The 23,736-nt window shown below is 45.4% G+C and carries 21 protein-coding genes, 1 tRNA gene, 2 riboswitches and 1 other annotated feature; of the genes, 6 read left to right on the plus strand and 16 right to left on the minus strand.

Translation table 11 applies throughout. The annotated features are described in order from the left end of the window. Positions 1-38: 38 nt before the first annotated feature. Positions 39-491, minus strand: a complete 453-nt coding sequence (locus OKX56_RS02520) for a YaiI/YqxD family protein (RefSeq protein WP_019225494.1) — start codon at positions 489-491, stop codon at positions 39-41. Next, positions 475-2,265: a DNA helicase RecQ gene (gene recQ / locus OKX56_RS02525; RefSeq protein WP_019225493.1), complete on the minus strand. Its 1,791-nt coding sequence runs from the start codon at positions 2,263-2,265 to the stop codon at positions 475-477. The genes OKX56_RS02520 and recQ overlap by 17 nt, the downstream gene beginning before the upstream one ends. A gap of 340 nt (positions 2,266-2,605) precedes the next feature. Then, positions 2,606-2,660: a sequence feature (sodium ion sensor (DUF1646 type); this cis-regulatory element may regulate processes involved in with the transportation of sodium ions), on the plus strand. A 53-nt stretch (positions 2,661-2,713) separates the two neighbouring features. Continuing rightward, a riboswitch (cyclic di-AMP (ydaO/yuaA leader) is annotated at positions 2,714-2,851 on the plus strand. Between the two features lie 305 nt (positions 2,852-3,156). Between recQ and kamA the strand changes: the two genes are divergently transcribed. From kamA to OKX56_RS02545, 4 genes are all read left to right on the plus strand, one after another. After that, on the plus strand, positions 3,157-4,440 hold the full coding sequence (kamA, locus tag OKX56_RS02530; protein WP_019225491.1) for a lysine 2,3-aminomutase: 1,284 nt from the start codon (positions 3,157-3,159) through the stop codon (positions 4,438-4,440). Further along, positions 4,415-5,263 carry a putative beta-lysine N-acetyltransferase gene (gene ablB / locus OKX56_RS02535; protein ID WP_019225490.1) on the plus strand — a complete coding sequence of 283 codons (849 nt, stop codon included), beginning with the start codon at positions 4,415-4,417 and terminating at the stop codon, positions 5,261-5,263. Before kamA ends, ablB begins: the two co-directional genes overlap by 26 nt. A gap of 198 nt (positions 5,264-5,461) precedes the next feature. After that, positions 5,462-5,553, plus strand: a riboswitch (cyclic di-GMP riboswitch). A gap of 86 nt (positions 5,554-5,639) precedes the next feature. Further along, a complete protein-coding gene (gene nhaB / locus OKX56_RS02540) occupies positions 5,640-7,145 on the plus strand; it encodes a sodium/proton antiporter NhaB (protein WP_019225489.1) in 1,506 nt (501 codons plus the stop codon). 265 nt (positions 7,146-7,410) lie between these two features. Next, the gene (locus OKX56_RS02545; RefSeq protein ID WP_019225488.1) at positions 7,411-7,710 is read left to right on the plus strand and encodes a DUF3102 domain-containing protein; all 300 of its coding nucleotides are present in this window, start codon (positions 7,411-7,413) and stop codon (positions 7,708-7,710) included. 6 nt (positions 7,711-7,716) lie between these two features. Here OKX56_RS02545 and OKX56_RS02550 read toward each other — a convergent pair whose 3' ends face one another. The 6 genes from OKX56_RS02550 to OKX56_RS02575 all read right to left on the minus strand — a co-directional run bounded on the left by OKX56_RS02550 (position 7,717) and on the right by OKX56_RS02575 (position 14,295). Beyond that, complete coding sequence (locus OKX56_RS02550; RefSeq protein ID WP_019225487.1) at positions 7,717-9,546, minus strand: M56 family metallopeptidase; 1,830 nt, start codon at positions 9,544-9,546, stop codon at positions 7,717-7,719. Further along, on the minus strand, positions 9,543-9,902 hold the full coding sequence (locus OKX56_RS02555) for a BlaI/MecI/CopY family transcriptional regulator (RefSeq protein ID WP_019225486.1): 360 nt from the start codon (positions 9,900-9,902) through the stop codon (positions 9,543-9,545). Before OKX56_RS02555 ends, OKX56_RS02550 begins: the two co-directional genes overlap by 4 nt. 121 nt (positions 9,903-10,023) lie before the next feature. Further along, complete coding sequence (gene abc-f / locus OKX56_RS02560; protein ID WP_025205355.1) at positions 10,024-11,502, minus strand: ribosomal protection-like ABC-F family protein; 1,479 nt, start codon at positions 11,500-11,502, stop codon at positions 10,024-10,026. A gap of 406 nt (positions 11,503-11,908) precedes the next feature. Beyond that, a complete protein-coding gene (locus OKX56_RS02565) occupies positions 11,909-12,826 on the minus strand; it encodes a SufB/SufD family protein (protein WP_019225485.1) in 918 nt (305 codons plus the stop codon). After that, positions 12,820-13,569, minus strand: a complete 750-nt coding sequence (locus OKX56_RS02570; protein WP_019225484.1) for an ABC transporter ATP-binding protein — start codon at positions 13,567-13,569, stop codon at positions 12,820-12,822. The genes OKX56_RS02565 and OKX56_RS02570 overlap by 7 nt, the downstream gene beginning before the upstream one ends. Positions 13,570-13,764: 195 nt before the next feature. Next, on the minus strand, positions 13,765-14,295 hold the full coding sequence (locus OKX56_RS02575; protein ID WP_019225483.1) for a DUF2284 domain-containing protein: 531 nt from the start codon (positions 14,293-14,295) through the stop codon (positions 13,765-13,767). Positions 14,296-14,510: 215 nt separating this feature from the next. Between OKX56_RS02575 and OKX56_RS02580 the strand changes: the two genes are divergently transcribed. Continuing rightward, positions 14,511-15,245 carry a DUF3102 domain-containing protein gene (locus tag OKX56_RS02580; RefSeq protein WP_019225482.1) on the plus strand — a complete coding sequence of 245 codons (735 nt, stop codon included), beginning with the start codon at positions 14,511-14,513 and terminating at the stop codon, positions 15,243-15,245. A gap of 115 nt (positions 15,246-15,360) precedes the next feature. On the opposite strand, the gene OKX56_RS02585 is transcribed toward OKX56_RS02580, so the two are convergent. The 3 genes from OKX56_RS02585 to OKX56_RS02595 all read right to left on the minus strand — a co-directional run bounded on the left by OKX56_RS02585 (position 15,361) and on the right by OKX56_RS02595 (position 16,467). After that, positions 15,361-15,552, minus strand: a complete 192-nt coding sequence (locus tag OKX56_RS02585) for a hypothetical protein (RefSeq protein WP_019225481.1) — start codon at positions 15,550-15,552, stop codon at positions 15,361-15,363. A gap of 128 nt (positions 15,553-15,680) precedes the next feature. Further along, positions 15,681-15,757, minus strand: a tRNA-Val gene (locus OKX56_RS02590). Positions 15,758-15,837: 80 nt separating this feature from the next. Beyond that, the gene (locus OKX56_RS02595; protein ID WP_019225480.1) at positions 15,838-16,467 is read right to left on the minus strand and encodes a site-2 protease family protein; all 630 of its coding nucleotides are present in this window, start codon (positions 16,465-16,467) and stop codon (positions 15,838-15,840) included. A 184-nt stretch (positions 16,468-16,651) separates the two neighbouring features. Between OKX56_RS02595 and OKX56_RS02600 the strand changes: the two genes are divergently transcribed. Further along, positions 16,652-16,999 carry a cupin domain-containing protein gene (locus OKX56_RS02600; RefSeq protein ID WP_019225479.1) on the plus strand — a complete coding sequence of 116 codons (348 nt, stop codon included), beginning with the start codon at positions 16,652-16,654 and terminating at the stop codon, positions 16,997-16,999. Positions 17,000-17,104: 105 nt separating this feature from the next. Here the strand turns inward: OKX56_RS02600 and OKX56_RS02605 are convergent, their stop codons facing one another. From OKX56_RS02605 to OKX56_RS02625, 5 genes are all read right to left on the minus strand, one after another. Next, on the minus strand, positions 17,105-18,703 hold the full coding sequence (locus tag OKX56_RS02605) for a carbohydrate-binding domain-containing protein (protein ID WP_287895560.1): 1,599 nt from the start codon (positions 18,701-18,703) through the stop codon (positions 17,105-17,107). Between the two features lie 84 nt (positions 18,704-18,787). Then, positions 18,788-19,675 carry a cation diffusion facilitator family transporter gene (locus OKX56_RS02610; protein ID WP_287895561.1) on the minus strand — a complete coding sequence of 296 codons (888 nt, stop codon included), beginning with the start codon at positions 19,673-19,675 and terminating at the stop codon, positions 18,788-18,790. A 49-nt stretch (positions 19,676-19,724) separates the two neighbouring features. Next, positions 19,725-20,153: a hypothetical protein gene (locus OKX56_RS02615; protein ID WP_287895562.1), complete on the minus strand. Its 429-nt coding sequence runs from the start codon at positions 20,151-20,153 to the stop codon at positions 19,725-19,727. Further along, positions 20,131-21,075 (minus strand): phosphodiester glycosidase family protein, encoded by a 945-nt coding sequence (locus OKX56_RS02620; protein WP_287895563.1) that lies wholly within the window; start codon positions 21,073-21,075, stop codon positions 20,131-20,133. The genes OKX56_RS02615 and OKX56_RS02620 overlap by 23 nt, the downstream gene beginning before the upstream one ends. A 100-nt stretch (positions 21,076-21,175) precedes the next feature. Further along, a complete protein-coding gene (locus OKX56_RS02625) occupies positions 21,176-23,722 on the minus strand; it encodes a cation-translocating P-type ATPase (RefSeq protein ID WP_287895564.1) in 2,547 nt (848 codons plus the stop codon). Positions 23,723-23,736: the final 14 nt, after the last annotated feature.

The following is a 23,736-nucleotide window of genomic DNA, read 5'->3' on the forward strand; positions in this document are numbered from 1 at the left end:
GTTCCTCTGAGAATTATCCAACTAAAACAGTGTATTTATTATTCAAACGTACGGTCTTTGGTTTCTTCAATCAGCCTAATAAAGGCCGTCCTGAACCATTCATTGTTTTCTTTGGTTCTTTTCTTAACATTGGTGGTTCTTCCTCCCCCACGCCGTACCTTTTGTCCGACGTGACGTTCAAAAAGGAGCCGTTCAATATTGCTGTCCGTATAAACAAGTCCATTTTGATTGATTGCCCTGGCGCCTTTCCCCAGAACAAGCGCCGCCAGTCCATGATCCTGCGTGACAACAATATCTTCCCTGTCCAACCGCTTCATCAGCGCGAAATCTACACTGTCCCGATCCTGGTCCACGGTGATCACCATACTGTAGTCGTCCTTCAGTTCATGGGAAGTATCGACGATCATGATGACCGGAAGTTCAAATTGTTTCGCGCAGCTCACAATGAGCTCCTTCACCGGACAGGCATCCGCGTCAACCAATATTTTCATATCCTTGCAGGGCCTCCTTGATCTCGGCTAAAAATAGATCCCCGTATTTCTGCAGTTTTCTTTCGCCAACGCCATTTACCCGGATCAGCGCATTCCTGTCCTGCGGACAGCTTTGAGCCATTTCCCTGAGCGTGCTGTCCGGAAAAATCATGTACGGAGGCAATCCCTCCTGCTGGGCAATCTGTCTGCGCAAAGCCCGCAGTCTTTCAAATATTTGTTCAGCGGCGGTGAGCGATACTTCTTCCCGCTGCACCTGAATCTGAAACACTTTTTCCTGGCCCTTAAGCACAGCCGCCGCTTTGGGAGCAAGCTTCAGAACCGGATATTGACCGCCTGCCACCACAAGATAGCCTTCGGCTGCCAGGAAACTGATCCTGTCCTTAATCTCCTGCAGCGGTGTGTCCTTCATGATCCCATGGGTAGATAACCTGTCCAACCCAAACTGAAGGACCTTTTTATTCTGGGAGCCTTTAAGTACTTCAGCAACCAATGCTGAACCAAAGCGTTCCTTCATCCGGTAAACACAGGAAAGGATTTTTTGGGCGTCCAGGGTTACATCGACTTTTTTCCTGTCGTCGTCGCAGTTGCTGCAGTGCCGGCATTTATCCGGACTTTCTGTTTCTCCAAAATACTCCAGAATGGTCTGTCTTAAACATCTCGATGTATGACAGTAATCGACCATGGCCTGCAGTTTTTTATATTCATTGGCCACACGCTGTTCCTGGAATATGGTTTCTTCAATCATCATTTTTTGAATCTGCACATCCTGGGGGCTAAAAAGCAGAAAACATTCTGCCGGCTCTCCGTCACGGCCCGCCCTTCCAGCTTCCTGATAATAGGCTTCAATGTTCTTGGGCATGTTGTAATGAATCACAAACCGGACATTGGATTTATCGATTCCCATACCGAAAGCGTTTGTCGCCACCATCACAGCAATCTCGTCATAGATAAACTTTTCCTGATTGCGCTTTCGTTCCTGATCGGGCAAACCGGCATGGTAACAACCGACTGAGAATCCCTGTCCTTTCAGTAATTTATAGAGTTTATCGACATCTTTACGCGTTGCGGCATAGATAATTCCCGAATCATTACGGTTATTTTTCAGATGGTCCTGGATAAAAACCTTTTTGTTTTCACCACGCAGGACGGAAAACTTTAGGTTCGGCCTGTCAAATCCCATGACAAAGCAATTCGGTTCCTTGAGACCCAGCAAGCGGATGATATCCTGTCTGACTTCCTCGGTGGCCGTAGCTGTGAAAGCTCCGACCAACGGCCTTGCGGGCAGGGATTGCAGAAACTTGCTGATCCGCAAATAGCTCGGACGAAAGTCGTGGCCCCACTGAGAAACGCAATGCGCTTCATCCACAGCGACAAAATGGATTGGCAACCCCTTCAGACTGGCAAGAAACTCCTCGGATTCCAGGCGCTCCGGCGCCAGATAGACCAGCTTATACTCGCCCCGCTGCATCCGGTCAATGCGCGACCAGGTTTCTTTCAGAGAAATAGAACTATTGATCAATGTCGCCTGAATACCCGTTTGACCGAGACTGTCTACCTGATCTTTCATAAGGGAGATTAAGGGGGAAATGACCAGCGTCACCCCTTCCAATAAAACCGCCGGAATTTGGTACGCAATCGACTTACCTGCCCCCGTAGGCATAATGGCTAACGTATCCTGCCTTTGAAGCAGGCTCTCTATCACTTGCTCCTGCCCTCCTCTGAATTCCCGGTAACCGTAATATTTGAGCAGGGCTTCTTTGGCTTTGGCAATCATATCCAATCAATCTCCCATCCGCCGGGATTATAGAAAAATAACCATAGAGCAGAATCTATGGCCGATTTTATGTATTAAAGTTCGCCGAAAAAAAGTCATTTCCTTTATTAATCTCAGGATTTTTGTTACAATTCTTCATATCGTTGATATCGTTGCAGCAATTATTTTCAGGAGGTGTTTCTGTGAACAAGAAACTGTAGTTCACATGGTTAGGAAACATTGCCAAAAAAATACATTTTAAATTGACATTAAATTAATCTTTTGTTATTCTATATTTATCAGCTAATATTTTGGCTGGATTCAGTAAATAGGATATGCAAAACATAATACGTTTGCTTTCGGTTGGAATGGCACTTGCCATTTTCAAGAGAAACAAGGCTCTGGGGTGGGAGGCTACTTAATGTGTTAGCTTTTCACCTTATGTTTTTATCAAAGAACAAAACTGAATTTATTTTAAACGCTGAATCCGTATGGAACGGGAGACCCAAACAAATAGGGGTGAATCCATAGCAGGTGCTTTGGTAGGGTTAGGCTCTTTCGACCCGAATCCGTCAGCTAATCTCGTAAGCGTTGGAAGAGAAGGTGATTAATATGCTTGATGACACCTTTAGTTAGGGTATAAATTTTTTAGGCATATGCTGCAGGGACCTCTCTGCAGCATTTTTTATTGAAGAAAAAACAATTATCAAAAAGGAAGGATTGCTATGATTTCTGTATGTATTTCGGGTCTTGGCAGAACAGGTAAGGAAATTGCCGGAGTATTATTACAAGAAGATGATATCAGAATCGTAGCGGCAATATGCAGTCGCCCACAGCCATAAAAGAGGCAAACATTTAGGAGAGATTAAAGGAGGAACAGGCTGAATAAAGATTGGAGAGGAGCATAATGAAATGCCGAGAGATTACAGGGATATACCTTTATGGAAAGATATAACGACAGAACAATGGCAGGATTGGCAATGGCAGATTGCCAATCGAATCACCGGAATAGATCAGTTGGTACAGGTGGTCAATCTTACCCAGGATGAGCGCCAGGGAGTAGAAGTAAGTCTTAAAAAATTACGTATGGCAATAACACCCTATTATGCGATGCTCATGAATCCTAATGATGCGCATTGCCCTATACGGCGGCAAGCAATACCGACGGTTCATGAAACTAAAATATCCAAGTTCGACAGTTGTGATCCGCTGCATGAAACAGTCGACTCGCCAGTCCCGGGTCTTACTCACAGATATCCGGACAGGGTACTTTTGCTTATTACTGATCAGTGTTCAATGTATTGTCGCCACTGTACAAGAAGACGATTTGCCGGGCATGAGGATAGGGCTCTTTCCCAGGACAATATCAAACGGGCGATTAATTATATCAGAGCGCATAAAGAAGTCAGAGATGTACTTTTGTCAGGAGGGGACGCCTTATGCCTCTCTGATGAAAGGCTGGAAGCAATCATAAGATCAATACGAGAAATCAAACATGTGGAAATAATACGGATAGGCACAAGAACACCAGTTGTCATGCCTCAGAGAATTACCGATACGCTCTGCAAAATGCTGAAAAAATATCATCCAATTTGGCTGAATACTCACTTTAACCACCCCAAGGAATTGACAGTTGAGGCTCGCATGGCATGTGAGAAATTGGCAGATGCCGGAATTCCTCTTGGCAACCAATCTGTACTTTTAAAAGACATTAACGATTGCCCCTATATAATGCGTGATTTGGTTCAGAAACTGGTAAGCTCCAGAATTAGACCATATTACCTTTATCAGTGCGACCTTTCAGAAGGAATAGAGCATTTCAGAACTCCGGTTTCTGTAGGGATTGAAATCATAGAAATGCTGCGTGGACATACCTCGGGTCTAGCTATTCCACAGTTTGTTGTGGATGCGCCTGGAGGCGGGGGGAAGATCCCAGTCAATCCACAATACTTGATTTCATATTCCCCTGAAAAGGTCATTCTTAGAAATTATGAAGGTGTAATTTGCACGTATAGCGAGCCTCGGGATAAAACGCACCAGTGCCGAAAATGCGGCACGTGCAGTAAATTCAAGAATAAAGAATACCGGGGATTAGAAAAGTTATACAGAGATGAACAAGTGTGCTTGATTCCAAGTACAAACGTAAGACTCAACAAGAGGGAGGACTTCCATGAATATAGATCAAGACGAATGTAAAAATTTATATACAAACTTTTCGGGTGTGGACATGTACGTGGATTATCGCAATAAAAGGCTTAAAATATTGAGTCATTCTCTTTTGTCTGAGTTGATAATCAAAGAGATTATTGATTATTCCAAAAAAGAAAATCTGGGTAAGATTATTGCGAATTGTTATAAACAAGATCTTAGTCTCTTTGAGGAATGTGGGTTTGTAGCAGAGGGGGTTATCGACGGTTTTTTTCAGGGAGAGGATGCAACTTGTATGTCCCTTTTTCTTGATACGAAGCGCAAAAATTCACTCTATGAGGAGAAAGAAAACAGAATTATCGATTATTGCGTTAAGAATACCAATAAATTCGAGCTGACTAAGAATAAAAACTATACGATAAGGCAGGCCGTGCCGGACGATATTCCCCAGATAATTCAGCTTTTTCAAACGGCATTTGAAACCTATCCAACTCCTATTTTCAGCAGAGAGTATCTTCAAAAAGTCATGCAGGATCATATTTTGTATATGGTAGCGGAAGAAGAAGGAAAAATTATCAGTATTGCTTCGGCGGATCTTGACAAACAACACATGAACGCTGAAATAACTGATTGCGCCACTTATCCAAAGTATAGAGGCAGAAACATATTAAGCGAATTGATATTCCAACTGGAAACACACTTGAAACGCAATGGCTTTGCTACAGCATATAGCCTTTCAAGAGCTAACAATCTTGGAATCAACAGGTCTTTAAGCAAGCTGGGGTATATGTATCGGGGTAGACTAATCAACAACTGCCATATTTGCGGCGGTTTTGAAGATATGAATATTTGGGTAAAAACTTTAAAATAGTAAAATACTATTTTGTAAGTCAAGGGGAAGAAGATTTTTGAGAGATAGCCTGATTTGCTAAAGGATTATATTAAAAAACAAAATACTTAAGATAAATACCTGGACACTTCAGCATAAAGTGGATATATTCAGGGTATTCAAAAGAATAATTTTCTGTTATAATATAAAAGCTTAAGCAAAAATAACAATATATAGTTGTACAGGTTGATGCAAACTTCGTGAAAGTGAAGGACGCTAAAGCTATGGGTCTAAGGTTGCTTGTAAGTTGCTATGATTGCCAGGCTGCAAGTAATATGAACTTCTTGGGGGGGAGTAGTTCCGTTTTGGAGTACTCTCTTTTTTATATCTTTAATTTTCACTTGGGAGGATAGTACATATGAAACAAATGGGCATCGGACAAGCATTCAGAGCAAATTTTCTGGGTCATGCTCCGGACTGGTACAAAAGAACAATTCTTGCTTTTCTGGTGTTGAACCCTATTTTGATGGTTACCGCCGGTATGTACGTTACCGGGTGGGTGTTGATTGTCGAATTTATTTTTACCCTGGCAATGGCGTTAAAATGTTATCCGCTTCCTGCCGGTGGGCTTCTGGCGATCGAAGCCGTTGTGCTCGGACTTACTAACCCTCATATGGTCTATCACGAGGTTGAAATGAACCTGCCGGTTATTCTTCTTCTGATGTTCATGGTTGCCGGGATCTATTTTATGAAAGAAGGTCTTGTGTACCTGTTTTCCAAGCTCCTTACTAAAGTACACTCTAAAGTCGCGCTTTCATTCCTGTTCGCTGTACTGGGTGCGGTTCTTTCCGCGTTTTTGGACGCGCTGACCGTAACGGCAGTGATTATCGCCGTGGCCTATGGTTTCTATAGCATCTTCCACAAGTTTGCTTCCAGCGAAAAAGTATACGAAACGTATGACATTAATCACGACCATAGTGTTGATGAGAAACTTCATGAGGACCTGGACGAGTTTCGTGGTTTTCTGCGTAATCTTATGATGCATGGTGCTGTGGGCACTGCGCTGGGCGGAGCAATAACACTGGTTGGTGAACCGCAGAACCTGTTGATTGGCTCCATTATGCAATGGGACTTCGTAGATTTCTTTATACAATGTGCCCCTGTGTCTATCCCGGTATTGATCGTTGGTCTTCTGACCACCATTATCCTTGAAGTTACTAAGTTCTGGGGGTACGGCTACCAGCTTCCGGAATCTGTGAGAAATGTTATGGAAGATGATGTAAAAGTCAAAGATGCTGCCAGGAATATGCGCGGACGTGTGCGCCTGATTGTTATGGCTTTGTGCGGCGTTATGCTGATCTTCTCCCTGGCACTGCACTTGGCGGAAGTAGGTATTATTGGTCTTATGATTATTATCCTGCTTACTGCTTTCAACGGGGTTACTGAAGAAAAGCGCATCGGTCATGCGTTTGAAGAAGCATTGCCGTTTACTGCGCTGCTGGTCGTATTTTTTGCCGTCGTTGCGGTTATTCATGACCAGCATTTGTTTACGCCGATTATTCAATGGGTGCTGAACATGGAAGGGCAGAACCAGCTTGTGGCTTTCTTTGCGGCCAACGGTGTCCTTTCGGCAATCAGTGACAATGTTTTTGTGGCTACGGTATATATGACTGAAACACAGCAAGCGTTTGAAGCCGGAGCTATTGCGCTGGAGCAGTACAACAAGCTGGCAGTTGCCATCAACATGGGTACAAATATCCCTTCCGTTGCCACACCAAATGGTCAGGCGGCGTTTCTGTTTCTCTTGACTTCTGCACTTGCACCGCTGATTCGCCTGTCTTACGCTGAGATGGTAAAACTGGCTCTGCCATACGCCGTCGTTATGACTGCAACAGGTTTACTGGCAACAATGTACCTGTTATAACACTTAAGGATATCAAATTACAAGGGTTTGAGCATTACTGATTTTTTAGTATCTCGACTTTCGGTGACCTTATATACGATGAGAAAGATTGTCCGTTGTTAAGACTGAGGTTGTCACACTTTTAAGCCTGTCCACAGATCCTACGAGTGAAGTTAGCCCCAAGGAGTGTGGATATCATGACTGATCCAATAACTAATACAGTATCTAATACACAACGGATATCATCAGGGGACGCACGCCGCATGTCATCGCGGCTGAAATTAACATGATCAAATACTGGACGGAGAGTATCTACCTTGCCGCCGCTGTCGAGATTAGAAGGCGGCTGACGGAAGCCAAGGCCCTGCTTATGTTTGGAGAATGGGGCCAGTGGCTGGAGGAGTCGGTCAGTTACTCTCAGCGTACGGCCGACAGACTGATGAAGGTCTTCAGAGAGTACGGGAGCAAACTGCCCGAGGCTTCCGCCTGCAGCTCAAATTGCGCCCTGGTGCGTAATTTGACATACTCCCAGGCGGTGATCCTCTTAGGAGTCCCGGAAGAAGGGCGAAAAATGCGTTACAGATAGTCTAAGTTAATTCTGTTCTCCGCCCAAAATAAGTACACCTTTCGGATAATGATCCTGCACCCAGATCAAACTATTTTTGTCTGTTATCTCCTGGATATGTTTCTTATAGGCATCATACCAGTCCTGATGATTCGTACTGGCATATTTGATATCCTCACTGCCAAGGATCTTTCGGCACAGGATCTCCATCAGACTTCCCTTTAAGCCTGTCTGCCCGCCTTTCGCAAATTCGGAAAACAGGTAAGGCAGTGCTTGTTCATCCATGGCCAGAATGATATTGTACTCTGCCTGATGCGCTTTGATATAATCATAGGGATTGGAGGAAGGTAAAGGCGATGACATGATTTTCTCCAAGCACAGCTCAATCTGCTTGGCTTTGTTGACCGCCGTATTTCCTTCATTTCCAAGACTGAAGTACGCATGCTCCAGACGCGTAAGCAATTCCTTCAGCAAATCGGCACTTTCGGCATATACACGTACATCTCTCTGCATCATTTGCTCCATTCTGCTTCTTAAGTAAGTCGTGCTATATCCTTCATATTTTCCCACGCTGTCGGTAAATTTTATGTTAATGACTTCAACATTATCTACTAGGCTGAACAACAGGATGGCATTGCGCCCAAACACATCACCGATCATTCCGTCTTCCGCAGAAATCGCTGAATCGTCGTTGATCCGGTAATGAATGGTTAAACCATACGGCGCGGTCGACGTCTGCAACTCGACTTTATCCCGGACAACCCCTTCCGGCAAAGGCATCGCGTCAATTAGCGCGATAACTTTAACGGCATTGCCTACATACGGTGTTTTGTTGGCCAGTAATTTATCTACTGCATAACCAGCGTATGTTTCCTGTCCTGCAGCCGTGTCATTGACCGGGTTGGCCACAAATCCAATCATCAACGCTACAATCGCAACAACTGCCGCCGTACCAATCCAAACACCGGGCTTTCTGTAATGGATCACATTTTTGATTCTCGCTTTAATATTGTTTTCACCAAAAGCTAAAGGCGCAGCCTGCCAAAAGCTGTTCTTCTGAACTGCCAACGCCAGCAGGGAATTGGAATAATCCGCTTTGACCCCTTGCCCCTTGTTTCTAATAACCGTTTCATCGCAGGACATTTCCATGTCCTTAACCATCAGCGCAAAACAGAGCCACATCAACGGATTAAACCAATGGATGATCAGAATCAGAAATGCCGCCGGTTTGATCAGATAATCGCGTCTCTTAATATGCACCGTTTCATGCGCCAGTACATAGGGCAATCCCCGGGGCGAAATGCCTGCAGGCAAATAAATTCTGGGTCTGATAAAGCCAAAAACAAACGGCGTGCTGATTTGATCTGTCTCATAAATATGCGGTAAAGAAGCATCCAGCAGCGTAGCCGTTTTGATCTTTCCTGCAATTTTAAAATAGGAAAAAATATTCCAAATCAGCAACACCGTAACTCCGGCAATCCAGACCATACTGCCAAGCAACATCAGCATAGGAAGCGGACTTACACCCATTGCTGCGACCAGAGGCAGCGTACTGCCAACTGAACCGTTTATTGTACCGTTTATTGCATAATTTATGTTCTCAAGGCCTGCCATCACCAGCGTCTCAGACAAAGCATCAGGCTGCATTGCGGGTCTGACAACGTTTAAGAAACTAAAAACTGAGGTAAATGAACCTGGACAAACCAGTCTGAAAAAAACCGCCAGCCACAACAGATAAGAGAAGATTTTCGGTGCCCTTTTCAGAAGCAGTCGAATCAGGATCACACCCAGAGCCACATAGGAAGCTGTTATGCTCATATCGACAACAGTGCTGAATACTGTCATCAAGCTGTTCATTGCATCGCCTCCTCAATAATTCGTTTCAGTTCTTCAGCTTCCTTGGCCGTAAGCTTTTTCCGATCGAGGAACGCTGTTAAAAACTGCGGCAGAGAACCTTCAAAGTTTTTTTCGATTAAAGATTGGCTTTCATATTTCTGCACTTCTTCCTTTTTAACAAGTGAAGTGACTACTGCATCAGCATTGTCTAAAATGCCCCGTTCACATAGCTTTCGCAAAACCGTGTAAGTGGTTGACTTCTTCCAGCCCAATCTTTCCAAAGAAAGCCTTACAAGCTCAGTCGAATTCACCGGTTCCTTTTCCCAGACGATACTGACAAATTTATACTCCGCATCAAATAATTTATAGCTTTCCATGATACCTCCGAAGGTTTATCTCAATAGACCCTACTTGTAAGTCTATTCCAATAGACCTCATTTGTCAACAGAAAATCCGCGGTGCTTCAGGACCCTGAAAATTTTGTTCGAGGGCAACCGATCAAAGCCTGATATATTTTGTTGCCACTGATTGCACAAACGCACTGTCATGCTCCACAAACAGCAAGGTCGGCCGGCATCTTACAATGAGGTCCTCAATCTGCATCCGGGACAGAACGTCAATATAGTTCAGTGGTTCATCCCAGATATACAGATGGGCCTGCTCGCAGAGACTTTTGGCCAGGAGCACCTTTTTCTTCTGCCCTGCGCTGAACATACGCATATCTTTTTCGAACTGAACGCCTGATAAATCGAGCTTGTGCAGAATGGTCAGAAAACGGCTTTCCTCGATCTGGTACTGCTCGGCAAAACTGTGCAGGCTGCCCTGCAAGTAAGCGGTGTCCTGCGAAATATAGGAGATTTTTAGATTGCTTCCGATACTTAGTTTGCCGCTGTAAGTCAGCTCTTCTCCAGTCAGCAGCTTTAAAACACTGGATTTACCGCACCCGTTGCGGCCGCTTAAGGCCACGCGCTCTCCTCTCTCTACGGTAAAATGGACATTCTCGCAGACATTCCTGTCCGCATAATAGATTGCCAGGTCAGACAATTCCACGAGTGTATTTTTCGGGTGTGAAAGGGGTTTCATACTCAGGCTGTCGGCCAGCTCAATATTTTTTAAAAGTTTTTCTTTCGTCTGGATGTTCTTTTGCAGCCGAGTTTCGATCACTTTGGACCGTTTCATCATTTTTGCCGCCTGGTGGCCGATATAGCCTTTATCCGGCTTGATGCCGGAGTTCAGTGTTCCCTTCTTGGTTTTCTCAATTTTATCCGACCAGCCGGCCGTCCGCCTGGCTGCTGCCGATAATTGTTTGATCTCTTTCTGCAGCCTGTCATTCTCCGCTGTCTCAAACGAATCCGTTCTCTCTTTATTGATCCACCACTTTGAAAAATTACCTTTTTGAAGTTCAATATTGGTTTTATTGATGGTCAGGATATGGTCGATACAACGGTCCAGAAAAACCCTGTCATGCGAAACCAGGATGAAGCCGGTTTTCCTGTTCAGATATTTCCCGACAACGCGCCTGCCCTCTATGTCCAGATGGTTGGTCGGTTCATCGATCAAAAGAAAGTTGTTGGGTTTAATAAACAGTGCCGCAAGCAAAACCTTGGTCTGCTCCCCCTGGCTTAAGGCTGCAAAAGGCCGCTCCATGACATCCTCTGCAACTTCGAGCAATGACAATTCTTTCTGAAGTTCCCAATGTTCAAAATCAGGACAGATACCCGCCACTACCTCAATGACATTTTGACTGGGATCGGTAACCTGAAAAGGAAAATAATCAAAAGACACGGGGGAGTCAATTGTCCCACGATACTCGTATTTCCCGCACAGCAGCTGCAAAAAGGTCGTTTTACCGCGCCCGTTTCGGCCTGTGAACCCAAGCTTCCAGTCCGTATCAATCTGAAAAGATACATTTTCAAAGATATTGTCATAACTGCCGTCATAGCAAAACGTTAAATGGTCGATGTTAATCAACGCCATCACGATCACCTCACTGTTAAAAATAATAAGGCTGCAAGAAAGTTTATTCTTGCAGCCCCAAAATATCCTTGAACGCAGTTGATGTGCAGAAAAAATGTCAATATAATGCACATTCCAAATGCTGTTGGTTTAATTTTGATTGCTTAAAAAATTGTAACTTTCTTGCTTTGCGGGCTTACCGCTCCTTGACATCCTTGGCACCGCGGCATTAGCCCATCCGTGGGCGTCACAAAGCCAGCAGTACTTGCTGCTTACTCTGGAACGCTCTTTTAACTTCACGTTTAGCAAGAAAGTTTGCGCATTTTCCCATCTCCGATCAAATTTATCTATTAATGAAAAACTTCAAATTGCCCTATTAATAGATTACTTAACCCTAATATTATATCAGATAACCCTATCATTGATATTAGGCCAAAAAACCTTGCAGAATCATATCTTCAGCCTCTTTTTCCGTGAGACCAAGCGTCATCAGCTTGATCAGCTGATCGTTTGCAATCCTGCCGATAGCCGCCTCATGGATCAGCTGCGCATCCGAATGGAAGGCCGAAATCTCCGGAATGGAAGAAACTTTCGCTTGATCCATAATAATCGAATCACATTGAATATGTCCGCGGCATTGGGCATAGCCGCGCATATTCAAATGAAAAACTTGGGTGGAATGATCCTGCGCCACGGAACGCGAAATGATCTGGGCGGCAGCATCTTCTCCTGTCAGCTCAACTGTAATATTGGATTCGGCATTCTGGTTGGTGGTAGTCAGCAGTCTTTCCATGACAATCAAACGCGCGTTCTTGTGCAGGCGCACTTCCGTATCCCTTTTGGTCTGGTCGACGCCTCTAATCTGAACCATTTCCAGCTCAGCCACACCGCCCTCTTCGACTTCAATAATCGTCTTCGGATTCAAAATCCTTTCCCCGCTGCCATCGCCTTCGCCGTAGTGTTTTTCTACATACTTCATCTTGGCACCCTTGCGGACAAAAAATTCGTGAACGCCGTCATGCTGGGCTTTCTTGCTTCCCGGGTTATGAATACCGCAGCCGGCTACAATCAGAACGTCCGAGTCGGCGCCGATTTCAAATGTATTGTAAACGAGGTCATCCATCCCTTCAGACAGAATAACCGGAATATGCACGCTTTCTCCTTTGGTTCCGGGTTTCACAATGATATCAATGCCGGGCTTGTCCTGCTTGGTAATAATATCAATGTTTGCAGTCGTATTTCGTCCCGCTTTCTCGCCATTTTTACGGATATTATAGGCTCCATGCGGGATTTCATGCAAATCAGCGACTTCAGCTAAGATTTTTTTATCGATCGCATTCAACATTGTGCTTTTCCTCCTACAATGGTACAGTTGTTTCTGCATTCGCAGTTGGAATCCAGCAGCTCGATTTCACCCAGAATTTTAGCCTTGGTGGTCACTTCGCTGATTTTTCCGTCGGACACTAAAACAACCTGGTCGGCCAGACGGAGAATCCTCTCCTGGTGAGAGATAATCACGATCGTCGTGTCATACTTTTTATTTAAATTTTGGAACGTCTCGGTCAGCTTCTGGAAGCTCCACAGGTCAATCCCTGCTTCCGGTTCATCAAAGACAGCCACTTTCAGGTTGCGCGCCAAAATACTGGCAATTTCAACTCTCTTTAATTCCCCGCCCGAAAAGCTCGCATTAATTTCCCTATCCAAATAATCCTGCGCACATAAACCCACATCATAAAGCAAATCACAGGAATTCACCTCTTTATCCGGACCGGCAGCCAGCTTCAAAATATCGCGGACTTTCATTCCTTTGAAACGGGGCGGTGACTGAAACGCATAGCCGATACCCAGCCGTGCTCTTTCCGTAATTCCCATACCGGTAATATCGGTACCATCCAAAAGTATTTTTCCTGCCGTAGGCTGGTAAATACCCATAATCACTTTGGCGATCGAGGATTTTCCTCCCCCGTTCGGACCTGTCATGACGTAAATCTTTTTCTTATCCAGGGTGAGACTGATGTTCTCAAGGATTTCTACATCTGTTCCCTTGTCATCGTCTAACGTCAGGCCGACATTTATCAGTTCCAACATCTCAATACCACCTTTTAAGCATTTTCCAATTTGAAAATGGTTGCAACATCTTCCATCATTATCTCTGATAGATATTTCTCCGGATATTATAGCATCCCAAATAAAATAAAGGAAATCCCAGTATCCTTTAAATTCATAATTACTTTGTTAACGCCCCAAAAAACAATTAACTGCTATTGAGGGCAACTATCTTCCTTAATGGTTATAAAGTACAAGCGAAAAAAAGCCGACTTTTCCCATTCCTGCGTTATACGTCATCTTCTGGTCCATGGACATCCGGACGACATCAATCCCGTTGCCTTCCATCGAATATTGCTTTTTGTCCGGGAAGCGGCAGGGTTCTCCGTCAAGAGCCGAGCATTTCTCACACAATGTACAGGGACCTGCCCCCAAAATCAGAACATCTTCCGCAGCAAATTCTTTCCGCAGCGCTTTGTTCAAATTGCCCAGAATCCCCATCGACTCCATCATATCATCTCCGGAGAGGATCGAGATGATTTTACAGAGAATAAAAGCCTGATCATATTTCCGGACCCTGGCTTTCCTTTCCTCCTCCGTCCCTGCTCCGGGCGGGCAAGCATGGTTCTTGCCAAAATTGCCGCAGGTATTTCTGGCGCACTGATTGAATACATCCTGTGAAAAAACAATGTTATCAACTTTAATTTCTCTGTATTCGTCAAATCCCAATTTGGTGAAGGCTTCGATTAACCGCTCTCTAAGATCCATTTTCTTCAGCCCCTTTTTTATTTTTGGCACGCAGGAAGCTTGGAACCCTACATATGGAATACTATACAAACTGATCAATTAATTCAAGGGCAAAAGGAGGGATAAAACACGCTAATCCCGCCAGATCGGGGCTGAAACCCTCACACTTGTCTGGGGACCGGAATATTTTATAGCGTTATCTGTAAAATATCATCGGTTAAGAGAGTGAAACCAGAATGAATGTTGAATTATCTACCCGGACACCGGCGCAAATCGCGGCCGAGATTAACTTAATTAAAAGCCGGACCGACAAAATCATGCTCCAGAACTGCGTTCAAATCGGCACCTGCCTGACGGAGGCCAAGGCAGCGGTTCCCTATGGGGAGTGGGGAAAGTGGCTGAAAGAAGAGGTCAGCTATTCCCAGCGGACAGCCGAGCACCTGATGCGGATCTGCAAGGAATTCGGGCCTAGACCCGCCTCCCCCGGCGGAGACTTGCCAGATTCGAATCCGGATTCGAATCTTAGTTTTTCCCAGGCGGTCATCCTTCTGGGGATTCCGACGGAAGAGCGGGAGGAATTTATGGCCTGTCATGATGTTGAAAATATGAGCAAACGGGAACTTAAGGAGGCTGTTCAAGAAAAGAAACAAAGCGTGGAACTGGTCCCGATCGTAAGAGTATCCAGAAAGCTGAGAAAAATACAGCCTCAGACCGTGCAGCCAACCACCGGAACTTACGCCGAAAGCGCAAAATACGACGAACAATTTGCCCTGCACCGTGACAACATGCTCAGCGCCTATAATGAACTACTAAAAATACTCGTTGCCCAAAGCAGAGTAGACACGGTGCGAAAAGAAGTCAACCGGAAAAAGGCCTTGGAGATTGCGGCCAACATGGTTAAGACGCTGCAAGAATATCCGCCCGCGATTAGAACGAATTTAGATATTAAAAAGGATAACCCGGCAAACTGAATGCCCGCTATATATCCCGGTTTTGCTGTACGGCATATTCGGGATGACCTACCAACCCAAAAGTTGCGCTTATGCCTCTCAGAGTTTTTTGAGGCAAAAAAAACTAAAGAGCTATTTATAAAGCCTTTAGTTCTGTAATATCCTCAGTATTTTTCGCCGTTGCTGAAATCAATGTATCAAGTTTCCGGTGAATTTCTTTGTGTTCTGTTTGGTTTTTCTTTTCCATTGCTTCCAGTTTATCATCAATAGAATTGATTCTATTATCAATGGATGATAATTTTTCTAGGATAATATCAAGTTTATCCATTAGAAAGTATCTCCTTTGTTATAAGTATAAATGGATCGGAGTCTTAGGCATTTTAAATATATTTTGGTAACTTTCCCAATCCCTAATATCTCTCAAGTAAGTTTATGGTATTTAGAATAACTTTAAAATGGTGGGTTTGATAGGATTCGAACCTACGACCCCCGCGATGTGAACACGGTGCTCTAACCGGCTGAGCTACAAACCCACAATGGCATGCACATGGTTTATTATAGCGCTATTATCTGAGAAATGCTACCCTAAAAGCTCTAAAAAGAACAATCTGTATCAAAGCAAAGGACTGATTAGAAACTTATAGACATACTCAATCGGCGGCCCGATCACGATATTGATCACATTTGTAATAATCAAAATCAGTAAGATAAACGTACTCATCTGATAAATTTGGCTGTACAGACTGCTGTCTTTCAAACCGAGCAAACCAAAGACAACATGGGAACCGTCGAGCGGCGGGATTGGCAGAAGGTTAAAGACAAACAAGACGACATTCATCCAGACCGCATTAACAAAGATACTTTGAAGAATATTTAAAGTATTGCTATCGAGGATGCTTTCCGGAATATAACTGATGGCCCATATCAGGATCACGAAACATACTGCAAGCAACAAGTTCATCACCGGTCCGGCCAGGGATACCAGAATGTCATCTCTTTTTCTGTTTTTAAAATTGCTGGTGTCAACCTGAACAGGCTTAGCCCAGCCAAAATGGGCGATGACCAGCATCAGAAATCCAATAATGTCAATATGAACCAACGGGTTAAGCGACGTCCTGCCCTGCAGTCTGGGCGTATCATCACCCAACCACACTGCGGTCTGGGCGTGGGCAAACTCATGAAAGGTAAGACCAATAATGATTCCGGGTAACATATAAAGGGTTTGAACAATATCAAAATCCATGCTTTACTTCCTTTCGGGTAATTTGTTCTCTTAACTTTTGAGAGGTCGCCACATCAAGGGGATAAAATTCTATAATCCTAATAATACATAATTCCAGCCCATTTGACAAAGGAATACTTCAGATACAATATAAGATACAGGGTAAAGCTTAAGAATATGTGAATAAAGAAAGGAAGTGATCCTTATGGAAAAACATTTTCTTAAAAACATTGATTTTGGTAAAGTTCTGGATATGGCTTCTTTGGTAGATTACCAGAACGGTCAGGTCGTCAGCAGAACGCTGGCCCAGAGCAAAGCCTTAAGTCTGACACTTTTTGCGTTTGATCTGGGAGAAGAGATCAGCTCCCACTCCTCTGGCGGAGATGCGATGGTCTACATCCTTGATGGCAGCGCCCGGATCACGATCGGATCTCAGGACTATGTGCTGGAAAAAGGCCAGACCATCGTCATGCCTGCAGCTATCCCGCACGCAATATTTGCTGCCGCGAAATTCAAAATGCTACTGATCGTTGTATTCAATATTGACTCATAATAGACTTTGCTTACACAAGAACCCCCCTGCAATCGGGAGGTTTCTTGCTTCTGGTGATCTTCGGTTCAATATTCTATCTACGCTATCAGCTAATCTGTAACCTTCCTATCGTTTGAAGGCTCTGCCGCCCATTCCTCCGCTATAGGAACCGACACGCGTAACCTTCTCGGAAATCGCAACCTCTTCGTAGCGTGTTCCAGGCGTATAGGTTCCCCCTGAATAGAGACCGTTTACCGATGTGCCTGATGAACTTCCTCCATAATAAATCTTATAGGTTGTGCCTTTGGTTAATTCCGATGAACATACGACCAGGTTCCGGAACATTTTGGTCGGCGCGAAAGTAAGCACTTCTTTACCATCTGCATTTTCGATCCTGATGATCGTACCGGCCTGCTGATCAGACGGCAGGTTAATGTTCAAAGCATAGAGGGATGAATTCGTATCCGGAGCCTCTGCCATGCCTGCGCTGCCTGCCGCTACCAGGAACCCGCCGGTTACGGTGAATGATCCGGTATAATCCAGAGCACCGTTACCGTTGTCCGTTGGTCCGTTGACAATGACCTTTCCATCGGTCATGGTGACCGATCCGTTGATATCAATCCCATCACCGCCTGAATCAACAACGATGGTACCACCATTGATGCTCATACTGCAGTCACCCGAAGACGCAAAATCATTTTGACCCGGCCGGCCATTCACTGAGGAAGAATCTGTACCTCCTGCACCGTTGATACCATCGTCGCTTGACTTCACGTTCACATCCCCGCCATGGATATTGATCACAGCACTTTCAATTCCTTCATAAGATTTCGCAATCGTAACCTCTCCGGCGTAAATATCCAGCGTTGCATCAGAATGCATCCCGTCATCACCGGCTGTAATATTAATTGTTCCTGCTTCAATCAGAATAAAGCCTTTAGCAGCATCCGCATCATTAGAAGATTTGAACCCGTCATCTCCGGCGTTCACCGTGATATTGCCATCTTTAACGGTAAGAAAGTCACGGCCAATGATCCCGTTATTCACAGCATCCACGGAAATGTTGCCGCTCACGATTCTGAGTTCATCTTTGCTCGTTATGCCATTTTTGAAGTTGGCTTTGACATTTAATGATCCGCTGCCATTAATCGTCAGGTCACTTTTACTGAAGATCACTGCATCCGGTTCCTCTGCTTTAGGATCCGAGTAAGTGTAGGATGAGCCGTCCTTCAGCGTATTTTTCGTACCGTCTGCCAGGGTAATGACAGTCTTCTCAGATTTCAGCACATAAATAGGTGCACTGGTTGAACAGGTCATATCGACACCATTCAGGATCAGTCTGACGGTATTCTTGTCCTCAGTGTAGACGATAATCTGAGCGTCGGCAATTGCACCGCTGATAACATACGTACCTGCAGATAGAATGGTTATAACGTTATCGACGACACTTACTCCGCTTCCCTCTGTCTTCGCCGAGCCCCCTGAAAAAGTAATATGCGAGGCCTTGGTATCATCCCATTCCGCATATGTATCTTCATTATTATAATCAACGGAGATACGGTTCTGAGTACTGTCCAGGACGGCACCGGCGCTGTCCGATTCCGCTGTCTTCTGCGAGGAGCAAGCTGTTAACGTTAAAAGGGATACGCACAATATAGCAATCATGCCAATGGAGATTATTTTTTTCTTGGGAATATTGGGAGTATTGGGGGGCTTAGGTCCCATCAGTCTTCATCCTTTCCAGGAATCTTTTTTTGTGATTGTACAACAGGTTTATCATGCTGTCTTGTGGCAGTTTTACGCATATTTTTATTCGTCTATCTCTTTATCTTTCTGATCTTGATAAGGGTCAAGATGGATATTCACGCGGGTATTTTTCAACTTGTCACTCATGTCCTTTTTCAGGGTTCCAATAATATCATGCGCTTCTTTGACGGTAACGTTGTGATCGATCGTAATGTGAAAATCGATGTGTTTCATATTTCCTGATTTTCTTGTTTTAAGCTTGTGATAATCTCTGAATTGATGACTGTGCTCAGAAATGATCTTTTCAATCTCAGCTTCTTCTTCATCAGAGAGCTTCGAGTCGAGAAGGAAGTTAAAGGCTGTTTTGCATAAGTGAAACGCTTCTTTGATGATCAGCAAAGCCACGATAATCGCGATAACGGAGTCCAGCACGGCAAGTCCGGTAAGTTTAATCAGCAGGATTCCAACGCCGACGCCTAACGACGTATAAACATCGGTTTTCAGGTGGAGCGCATCTGCTTCCAGGGCCATGGATTCCTCTTCTTTGCCCACCTGATATAATTTTTTTGATACAACCAGATTGACAAGCGCCGATACCAGCATCACCCCGATGGCAACAGCTGCCTGTTCAATCTCCGAAGGCTCAAATATTTTCTTAATAGCTTCAATAATAATCAGTGCCGCTGCAACAAAGATCAGAAGCCCTTCGACAAGTCCCGAAATATTTTCGATCTTTCCATGTCCATAGGGATGATTCTTATCTGCCGGCTTCGTTGACTGTCTCACCGAGAAAAAGGCGACAATCGATGCGGCAAGGTCCATACTTGAGTGGATCGCCTCGGAAATAATACTGACGGAACCGCTCAAAATGCCTGCTATGATCTTAAATATGATCAGCGCAGTATTCGAAATAATGGATAACAATGCAAACTTGACTCTTCTTTCAGCCACAGCTTTTCTTCCTCCCAAAATCACCTAAAATATTAATTTCTTTTTAAATTTAGGATAGCTTCCTGCTTTTAAATACCATTGCAATCAAGTACACCAATCCTGCTGCCGCTCCGGCCCAGCCGGCCACTTGGAACAGTTGAACGTAGCCGGATGCAGTCCCGGCAATATCGAGTATCCCCTTCAGCAGACTGCCCACGGTTAATACCGCAATGCCGGAATTATAGATATTGTAGAACAAACGGTAGTTACTCCGGTCGCTGATCCGGGGAACGATCAGCCCCAGCGTAAAGTAGAACAATGCGCCGCCCAGAAGCGGATACAGAAACATCAGGGTCATTGCCGCCGAACGAACCCCATGACCGAACTGTGCATAGATATTCGCCACAGCAATGGATACCGCTGTGAGTATCAGATAGACAATCACTGTTTTGCGGATCTGCCGTGATCCTTCCGTACTATTCATTACCGATATAGACAATGTCGCTCACCTCTCTCTGCTGAGAACTCCTGCCATCGGTCGGATGATTGACGATTTCTCCATTAAAGTACATGGTCGAAGAGCCTCCTCCATCCAAATTATACGCGACCGTACATCCTCTTTCGGCAAACTCCTGCGCAAGCTCCAGCAAGGAAAGTCCTGCGCTCTCTTCCGTCCGGCCGTCAGAGACAATTACGATGTAATGCAGACCGGAGACCTGACCGATCGCGGTCCTCGGATTGCTGTTTTTGGACTGGAATACCTCACTGGTACTGTCTACCACGATTTCTCCATTTTCGATCAGGGCCGGTCCAAATGAAAGTACCTGCCAGGGATTTGTCAGGGAATCGGCACTGGCCGCATTTTCATTAATAATTGAGAAATCCCCGTGGCCGTCAATCACCAAGGCTTCATCGTTTCCAGCCTGACGGGCCGTATCCCTGTACAAGACACCATTGCGTAAAACATAACCGTTATTTCTAAATCCATAGTAGTCGCCATTGATCGCAAAGATTGCCTGATGTTCTTCGGCCATATCCGAGGTTGTTTCCTTGAGATTGCGCCCAAAGCTGTTTTCGGCCAGCGCTGTTTTCAGGTAAGACGCATTGCTGAGCCGGATATCGGCGACATAAATGGTTGTGTCATGCGCCTGCACTGTGTCAATCGTTATTTTGATATTTTTATCCTGATAAGAATGATCGGTAACTGCAGCTTCAGTCTCTGACCCAGACTCGGACGGATCCTCTGCTGCACTTTGCTGCTCAGAGGCTGTATTTTGCAGTTCGGCAGCCTCACGCTGCTTGACTTCAGTCACGTTCTTTGGAATTACAAAGGTGTCCAGCAGAACAAAAACAAAAGAAAATGTCAGTAAAACAGCTAAGACGGCTGCCCAACGGTAGGGTTTGAATAGGAATTTTTTCATGTTGCCAATGAACACTCCTGTCTTCTGTCATCAATTTCTGTTTTATATTAAATGACCCATGTGACAGTTTGATGAACTATTGATGAGCATTCATTGAATATTATGTTCTTTTCCAGCGTTTAAACCCTTTAACAACCTCATACCAGCCGACAGATACGACGGCCAAAGCGGCAGCCAGGATAAGCTGTTTCCAGGACAACGGCGCGAGCTTCAATAAGTGATTCAGCGGCGTATAGATAATAAGAAGCAATCCTGCTATGGTCCCAACATTTACCATCCACATGACCTTATCTCTGATTAGTTTCACAAAAGACCGAAAAGCAGAATCCGTATTGGAGCTATTCACCTGAACCAGCACTAGGTTTGCCAGCAAAATAATCGCTAGTGCCATAGTCCTGGCCAGAGAAGCCTGATCAGGATGGTTGTTTAAAATAGTGAAATAGATACCGAATGATGCCCCAAAGATCACGAGACCCTGTAGGACACTTTTGGTCAGTATTTTTGCAGTGAGCAGCTTTTCATTGGGATTGCGCGGAGGCTGATCCATGATATCCCGCTCGGCCGGCTGCCGCTCCAGCACAATGGAACAGGTGGGGTCAATGACAACTTCAAGCAGTACCACGTGCAGCGGCAGCAGCAAAAGACTCGCCGGACTGATTCCCAGGAAGGGTGCAAGTAAAGAGGAAAATGCGATCGGGATATGAATCGTGAAAACATAGCCCACGGCTTTTCTGACGTTATCATAGATTCTTCGGCCATCCTTAATGGTATCAACAATGGTTGAAAAGTTGTCATCCAGCAGGACCAGATCGGCAGCCTCACGAGAAACCTCAGAACCGCGCTTGCCCATCGCAATCCCAATATCGGCATATTTCAAGGCTGGCGCATCATTGACGCCGTCTCCGGTCATGGCGACAATCTCGCCGTTATCTTTAAAAGCTTTGACGATTCTCATTTTATGTTCTGGAATTACCCTGGAAAAGATACTGACATCCTTGACTTTCTCACGCAGTTCTTCCTCGCTCATTTGATTCAGCTCATCGCCGGTGATAATCTTATCGCAGTTCGGCATGTTAATCTGCCTGGCAATCGTGCTTGCCGTAATCCCGTTATCTCCGGTGATCATAACGACCCGAACCCCGGCTTTGTTGCAGATTTGAATATCCTGCTTAACAGATTCCCGCGGCGGGTCGGCAAGACCCACCATACCACAAAGCTGCAGCCGGCATTCCGGCAGGGTGTCCGGGACTTCCTCTTTGCCGGTCAGTACCATTTGGCCAACAGCAATCACCCGCAGGCCCTGCTGCGACATTTCTCTGATTTTGTGCTCGGCAACTTTTCTCTCCTGATCCGTCAGACTGCATACGTCCAGAATACGTTCAGGCGAGCCTTTGGCTGCGACCACAAGCTCATTTTCATTTTGCCAGACGTGTCCCATCATCTTGGTCTGGTCCGTGAACGCATATTCTTTGATCAACTCTCCGCCAAAAAGGAGCTCTCTGCCTATCCCTTGCGCTTCACAGTAGGCAATCATAGCCTTCTCCATTGGGTCATAGGCATCCGGCTCGCAGCCCATGCCCATAATCCGGATCAACCTTTCGCCGTCATCGTTCAGACTCCAGGTATCCCGGACCGTCATTTGGTTCATGGTAATGGTACCTGTTTTATCGACGCAAAGAACGGATACAGCCCCGAGCGTTTCTACGGACGACAATCTTCTGACCAGTGACTGCTTTTTGGCCAGCCGCCAGGCACCCATCGATAGAAACACGGTCAAAATAACAGGAAACTCCTCCGGGATCATGGCCATGGCCAGGGTGATCCCAGACAAAATGCTTTCGATGACCCGTTCACTGCCAACATGGTCCGGCAGGTTGAAATAGGTTACGACTCCGACCAGCGCGAATAAAACTGCGGCAATTCCCGCGCACAGCTTGACCAGTTTTCCGGTTTGTTTTTCCAGCGGGGTCGGACGGTCAGGCGCGGCGGCTATTTCCTGCCCGATTTTTCCGTATTCGGTAGCCGGGCCGATTTGATCGACCCTGATCGTTCCGGTGCCCTGGGTAACCAGCGTCCCGGCGTAGCAATAGTCCCGTCGCCAGTATTCTTTGCTGTTGGGGGACAATTCCCCATCGGCAGCCTTATCTCCGTTGACAACTTTCCAGACACCTGCCGATTCGCCGGTCAGCGAGGATTCATCGACACATAGTGTACTCGCTTTTAAAACCGTGCCATCCGCCGGCACTTTGACGCCTTCAGCAATAAACATGATGTCGCCGGGCACCAGGTCCGAACTGTTGATGATCTGCATCATCCCATCGCGCAGTACGGAAATCTTCGGCGTGGATAAATCCTTCAAAGCCCTAAGTGTTTGGTCGGTTTTCCATTCCTGGATGACTTCTATGCTGATAATCCCGACAACAAAAACAAGCATGATGGCGCCGTCCCGGGGTTCTCCGAGGATAAAATAGATCACAGCCGCAATGAGCAGCAGCAAAAACATGGGTTCACTAATTACCTGCAGGATCTTGCGCGGGAAGCTTTCTTTTTTTTCGGGCACCAGCTCATTCTTCCCGAACCTTTCCTGAAGCTGTCTGGCTTCAGAACTTGAAAGTCCCTGCAGTTCCCTGATTTGTTGTTCTGTCATACAGATGCCTCCAT

It is taken from the genome of Dehalobacter sp. (assembly GCF_030063005.1).
In the GTDB taxonomy this organism is placed as follows: domain Bacteria; phylum Bacillota; class Desulfitobacteriia; order Desulfitobacteriales; family Syntrophobotulaceae; genus Dehalobacter; species Dehalobacter restrictus.

What these genes read in the sequence shown, in the direction of transcription:
- ablB (WP_019225490.1), top strand. Translation starts at nt 4,415, where the DNA reads ATGAATATAGATCAAGACGAATGTAAAAATTTATATACAAACTTTTCG.
- OKX56_RS02550 (WP_019225487.1), bottom strand. Translation starts at nt 9,546, where the DNA reads ATGAACAGCTTGATGACAGTATTCAGCACTGTTGTCGATATGAGCATA.
- OKX56_RS02520 (WP_019225494.1), bottom strand. Translation starts at nt 491, where the DNA reads ATGAAAATATTGGTTGACGCGGATGCCTGTCCGGTGAAGGAGCTCATT.
- recQ (WP_019225493.1), bottom strand. Translation starts at nt 2,265, where the DNA reads ATGATTGCCAAAGCCAAAGAAGCCCTGCTCAAATATTACGGTTACCGG.
- OKX56_RS02580 (WP_019225482.1), top strand. Translation starts at nt 14,511, where the DNA reads ATGAATGTTGAATTATCTACCCGGACACCGGCGCAAATCGCGGCCGAG.
- kamA (WP_019225491.1), top strand. Translation starts at nt 3,157, where the DNA reads ATGCCGAGAGATTACAGGGATATACCTTTATGGAAAGATATAACGACA.
- OKX56_RS02565 (WP_019225485.1), bottom strand. Translation starts at nt 12,826, where the DNA reads ATGTTGAATGCGATCGATAAAAAAATCTTAGCTGAAGTCGCTGATTTG.
- nhaB (WP_019225489.1), top strand. Translation starts at nt 5,640, where the DNA reads ATGAAACAAATGGGCATCGGACAAGCATTCAGAGCAAATTTTCTGGGT.
- OKX56_RS02585 (WP_019225481.1), bottom strand. Translation starts at nt 15,552, where the DNA reads ATGGATAAACTTGATATTATCCTAGAAAAATTATCATCCATTGATAAT.
- OKX56_RS02605 (WP_287895560.1), bottom strand. Translation starts at nt 18,703, where the DNA reads ATGGGACCTAAGCCCCCCAATACTCCCAATATTCCCAAGAAAAAAATA.
- OKX56_RS02570 (WP_019225484.1), bottom strand. Translation starts at nt 13,569, where the DNA reads ATGTTGGAACTGATAAATGTCGGCCTGACGTTAGACGATGACAAGGGA.
- OKX56_RS02545 (WP_019225488.1), top strand. Translation starts at nt 7,411, where the DNA reads ATGATCAAATACTGGACGGAGAGTATCTACCTTGCCGCCGCTGTCGAG.
- OKX56_RS02620 (WP_287895563.1), bottom strand. Translation starts at nt 21,075, where the DNA reads ATGAAAAAATTCCTATTCAAACCCTACCGTTGGGCAGCCGTCTTAGCT.
- OKX56_RS02595 (WP_019225480.1), bottom strand. Translation starts at nt 16,467, where the DNA reads ATGGATTTTGATATTGTTCAAACCCTTTATATGTTACCCGGAATCATT.
- abc-f (WP_025205355.1), bottom strand. Translation starts at nt 11,502, where the DNA reads ATGGCGTTGATTAACATCGACCATTTAACGTTTTGCTATGACGGCAGT.
- OKX56_RS02600 (WP_019225479.1), top strand. Translation starts at nt 16,652, where the DNA reads ATGGAAAAACATTTTCTTAAAAACATTGATTTTGGTAAAGTTCTGGAT.
- OKX56_RS02555 (WP_019225486.1), bottom strand. Translation starts at nt 9,902, where the DNA reads ATGGAAAGCTATAAATTATTTGATGCGGAGTATAAATTTGTCAGTATC.
- OKX56_RS02625 (WP_287895564.1), bottom strand. Translation starts at nt 23,722, where the DNA reads ATGACAGAACAACAAATCAGGGAACTGCAGGGACTTTCAAGTTCTGAA.
- OKX56_RS02575 (WP_019225483.1), bottom strand. Translation starts at nt 14,295, where the DNA reads ATGGATCTTAGAGAGCGGTTAATCGAAGCCTTCACCAAATTGGGATTT.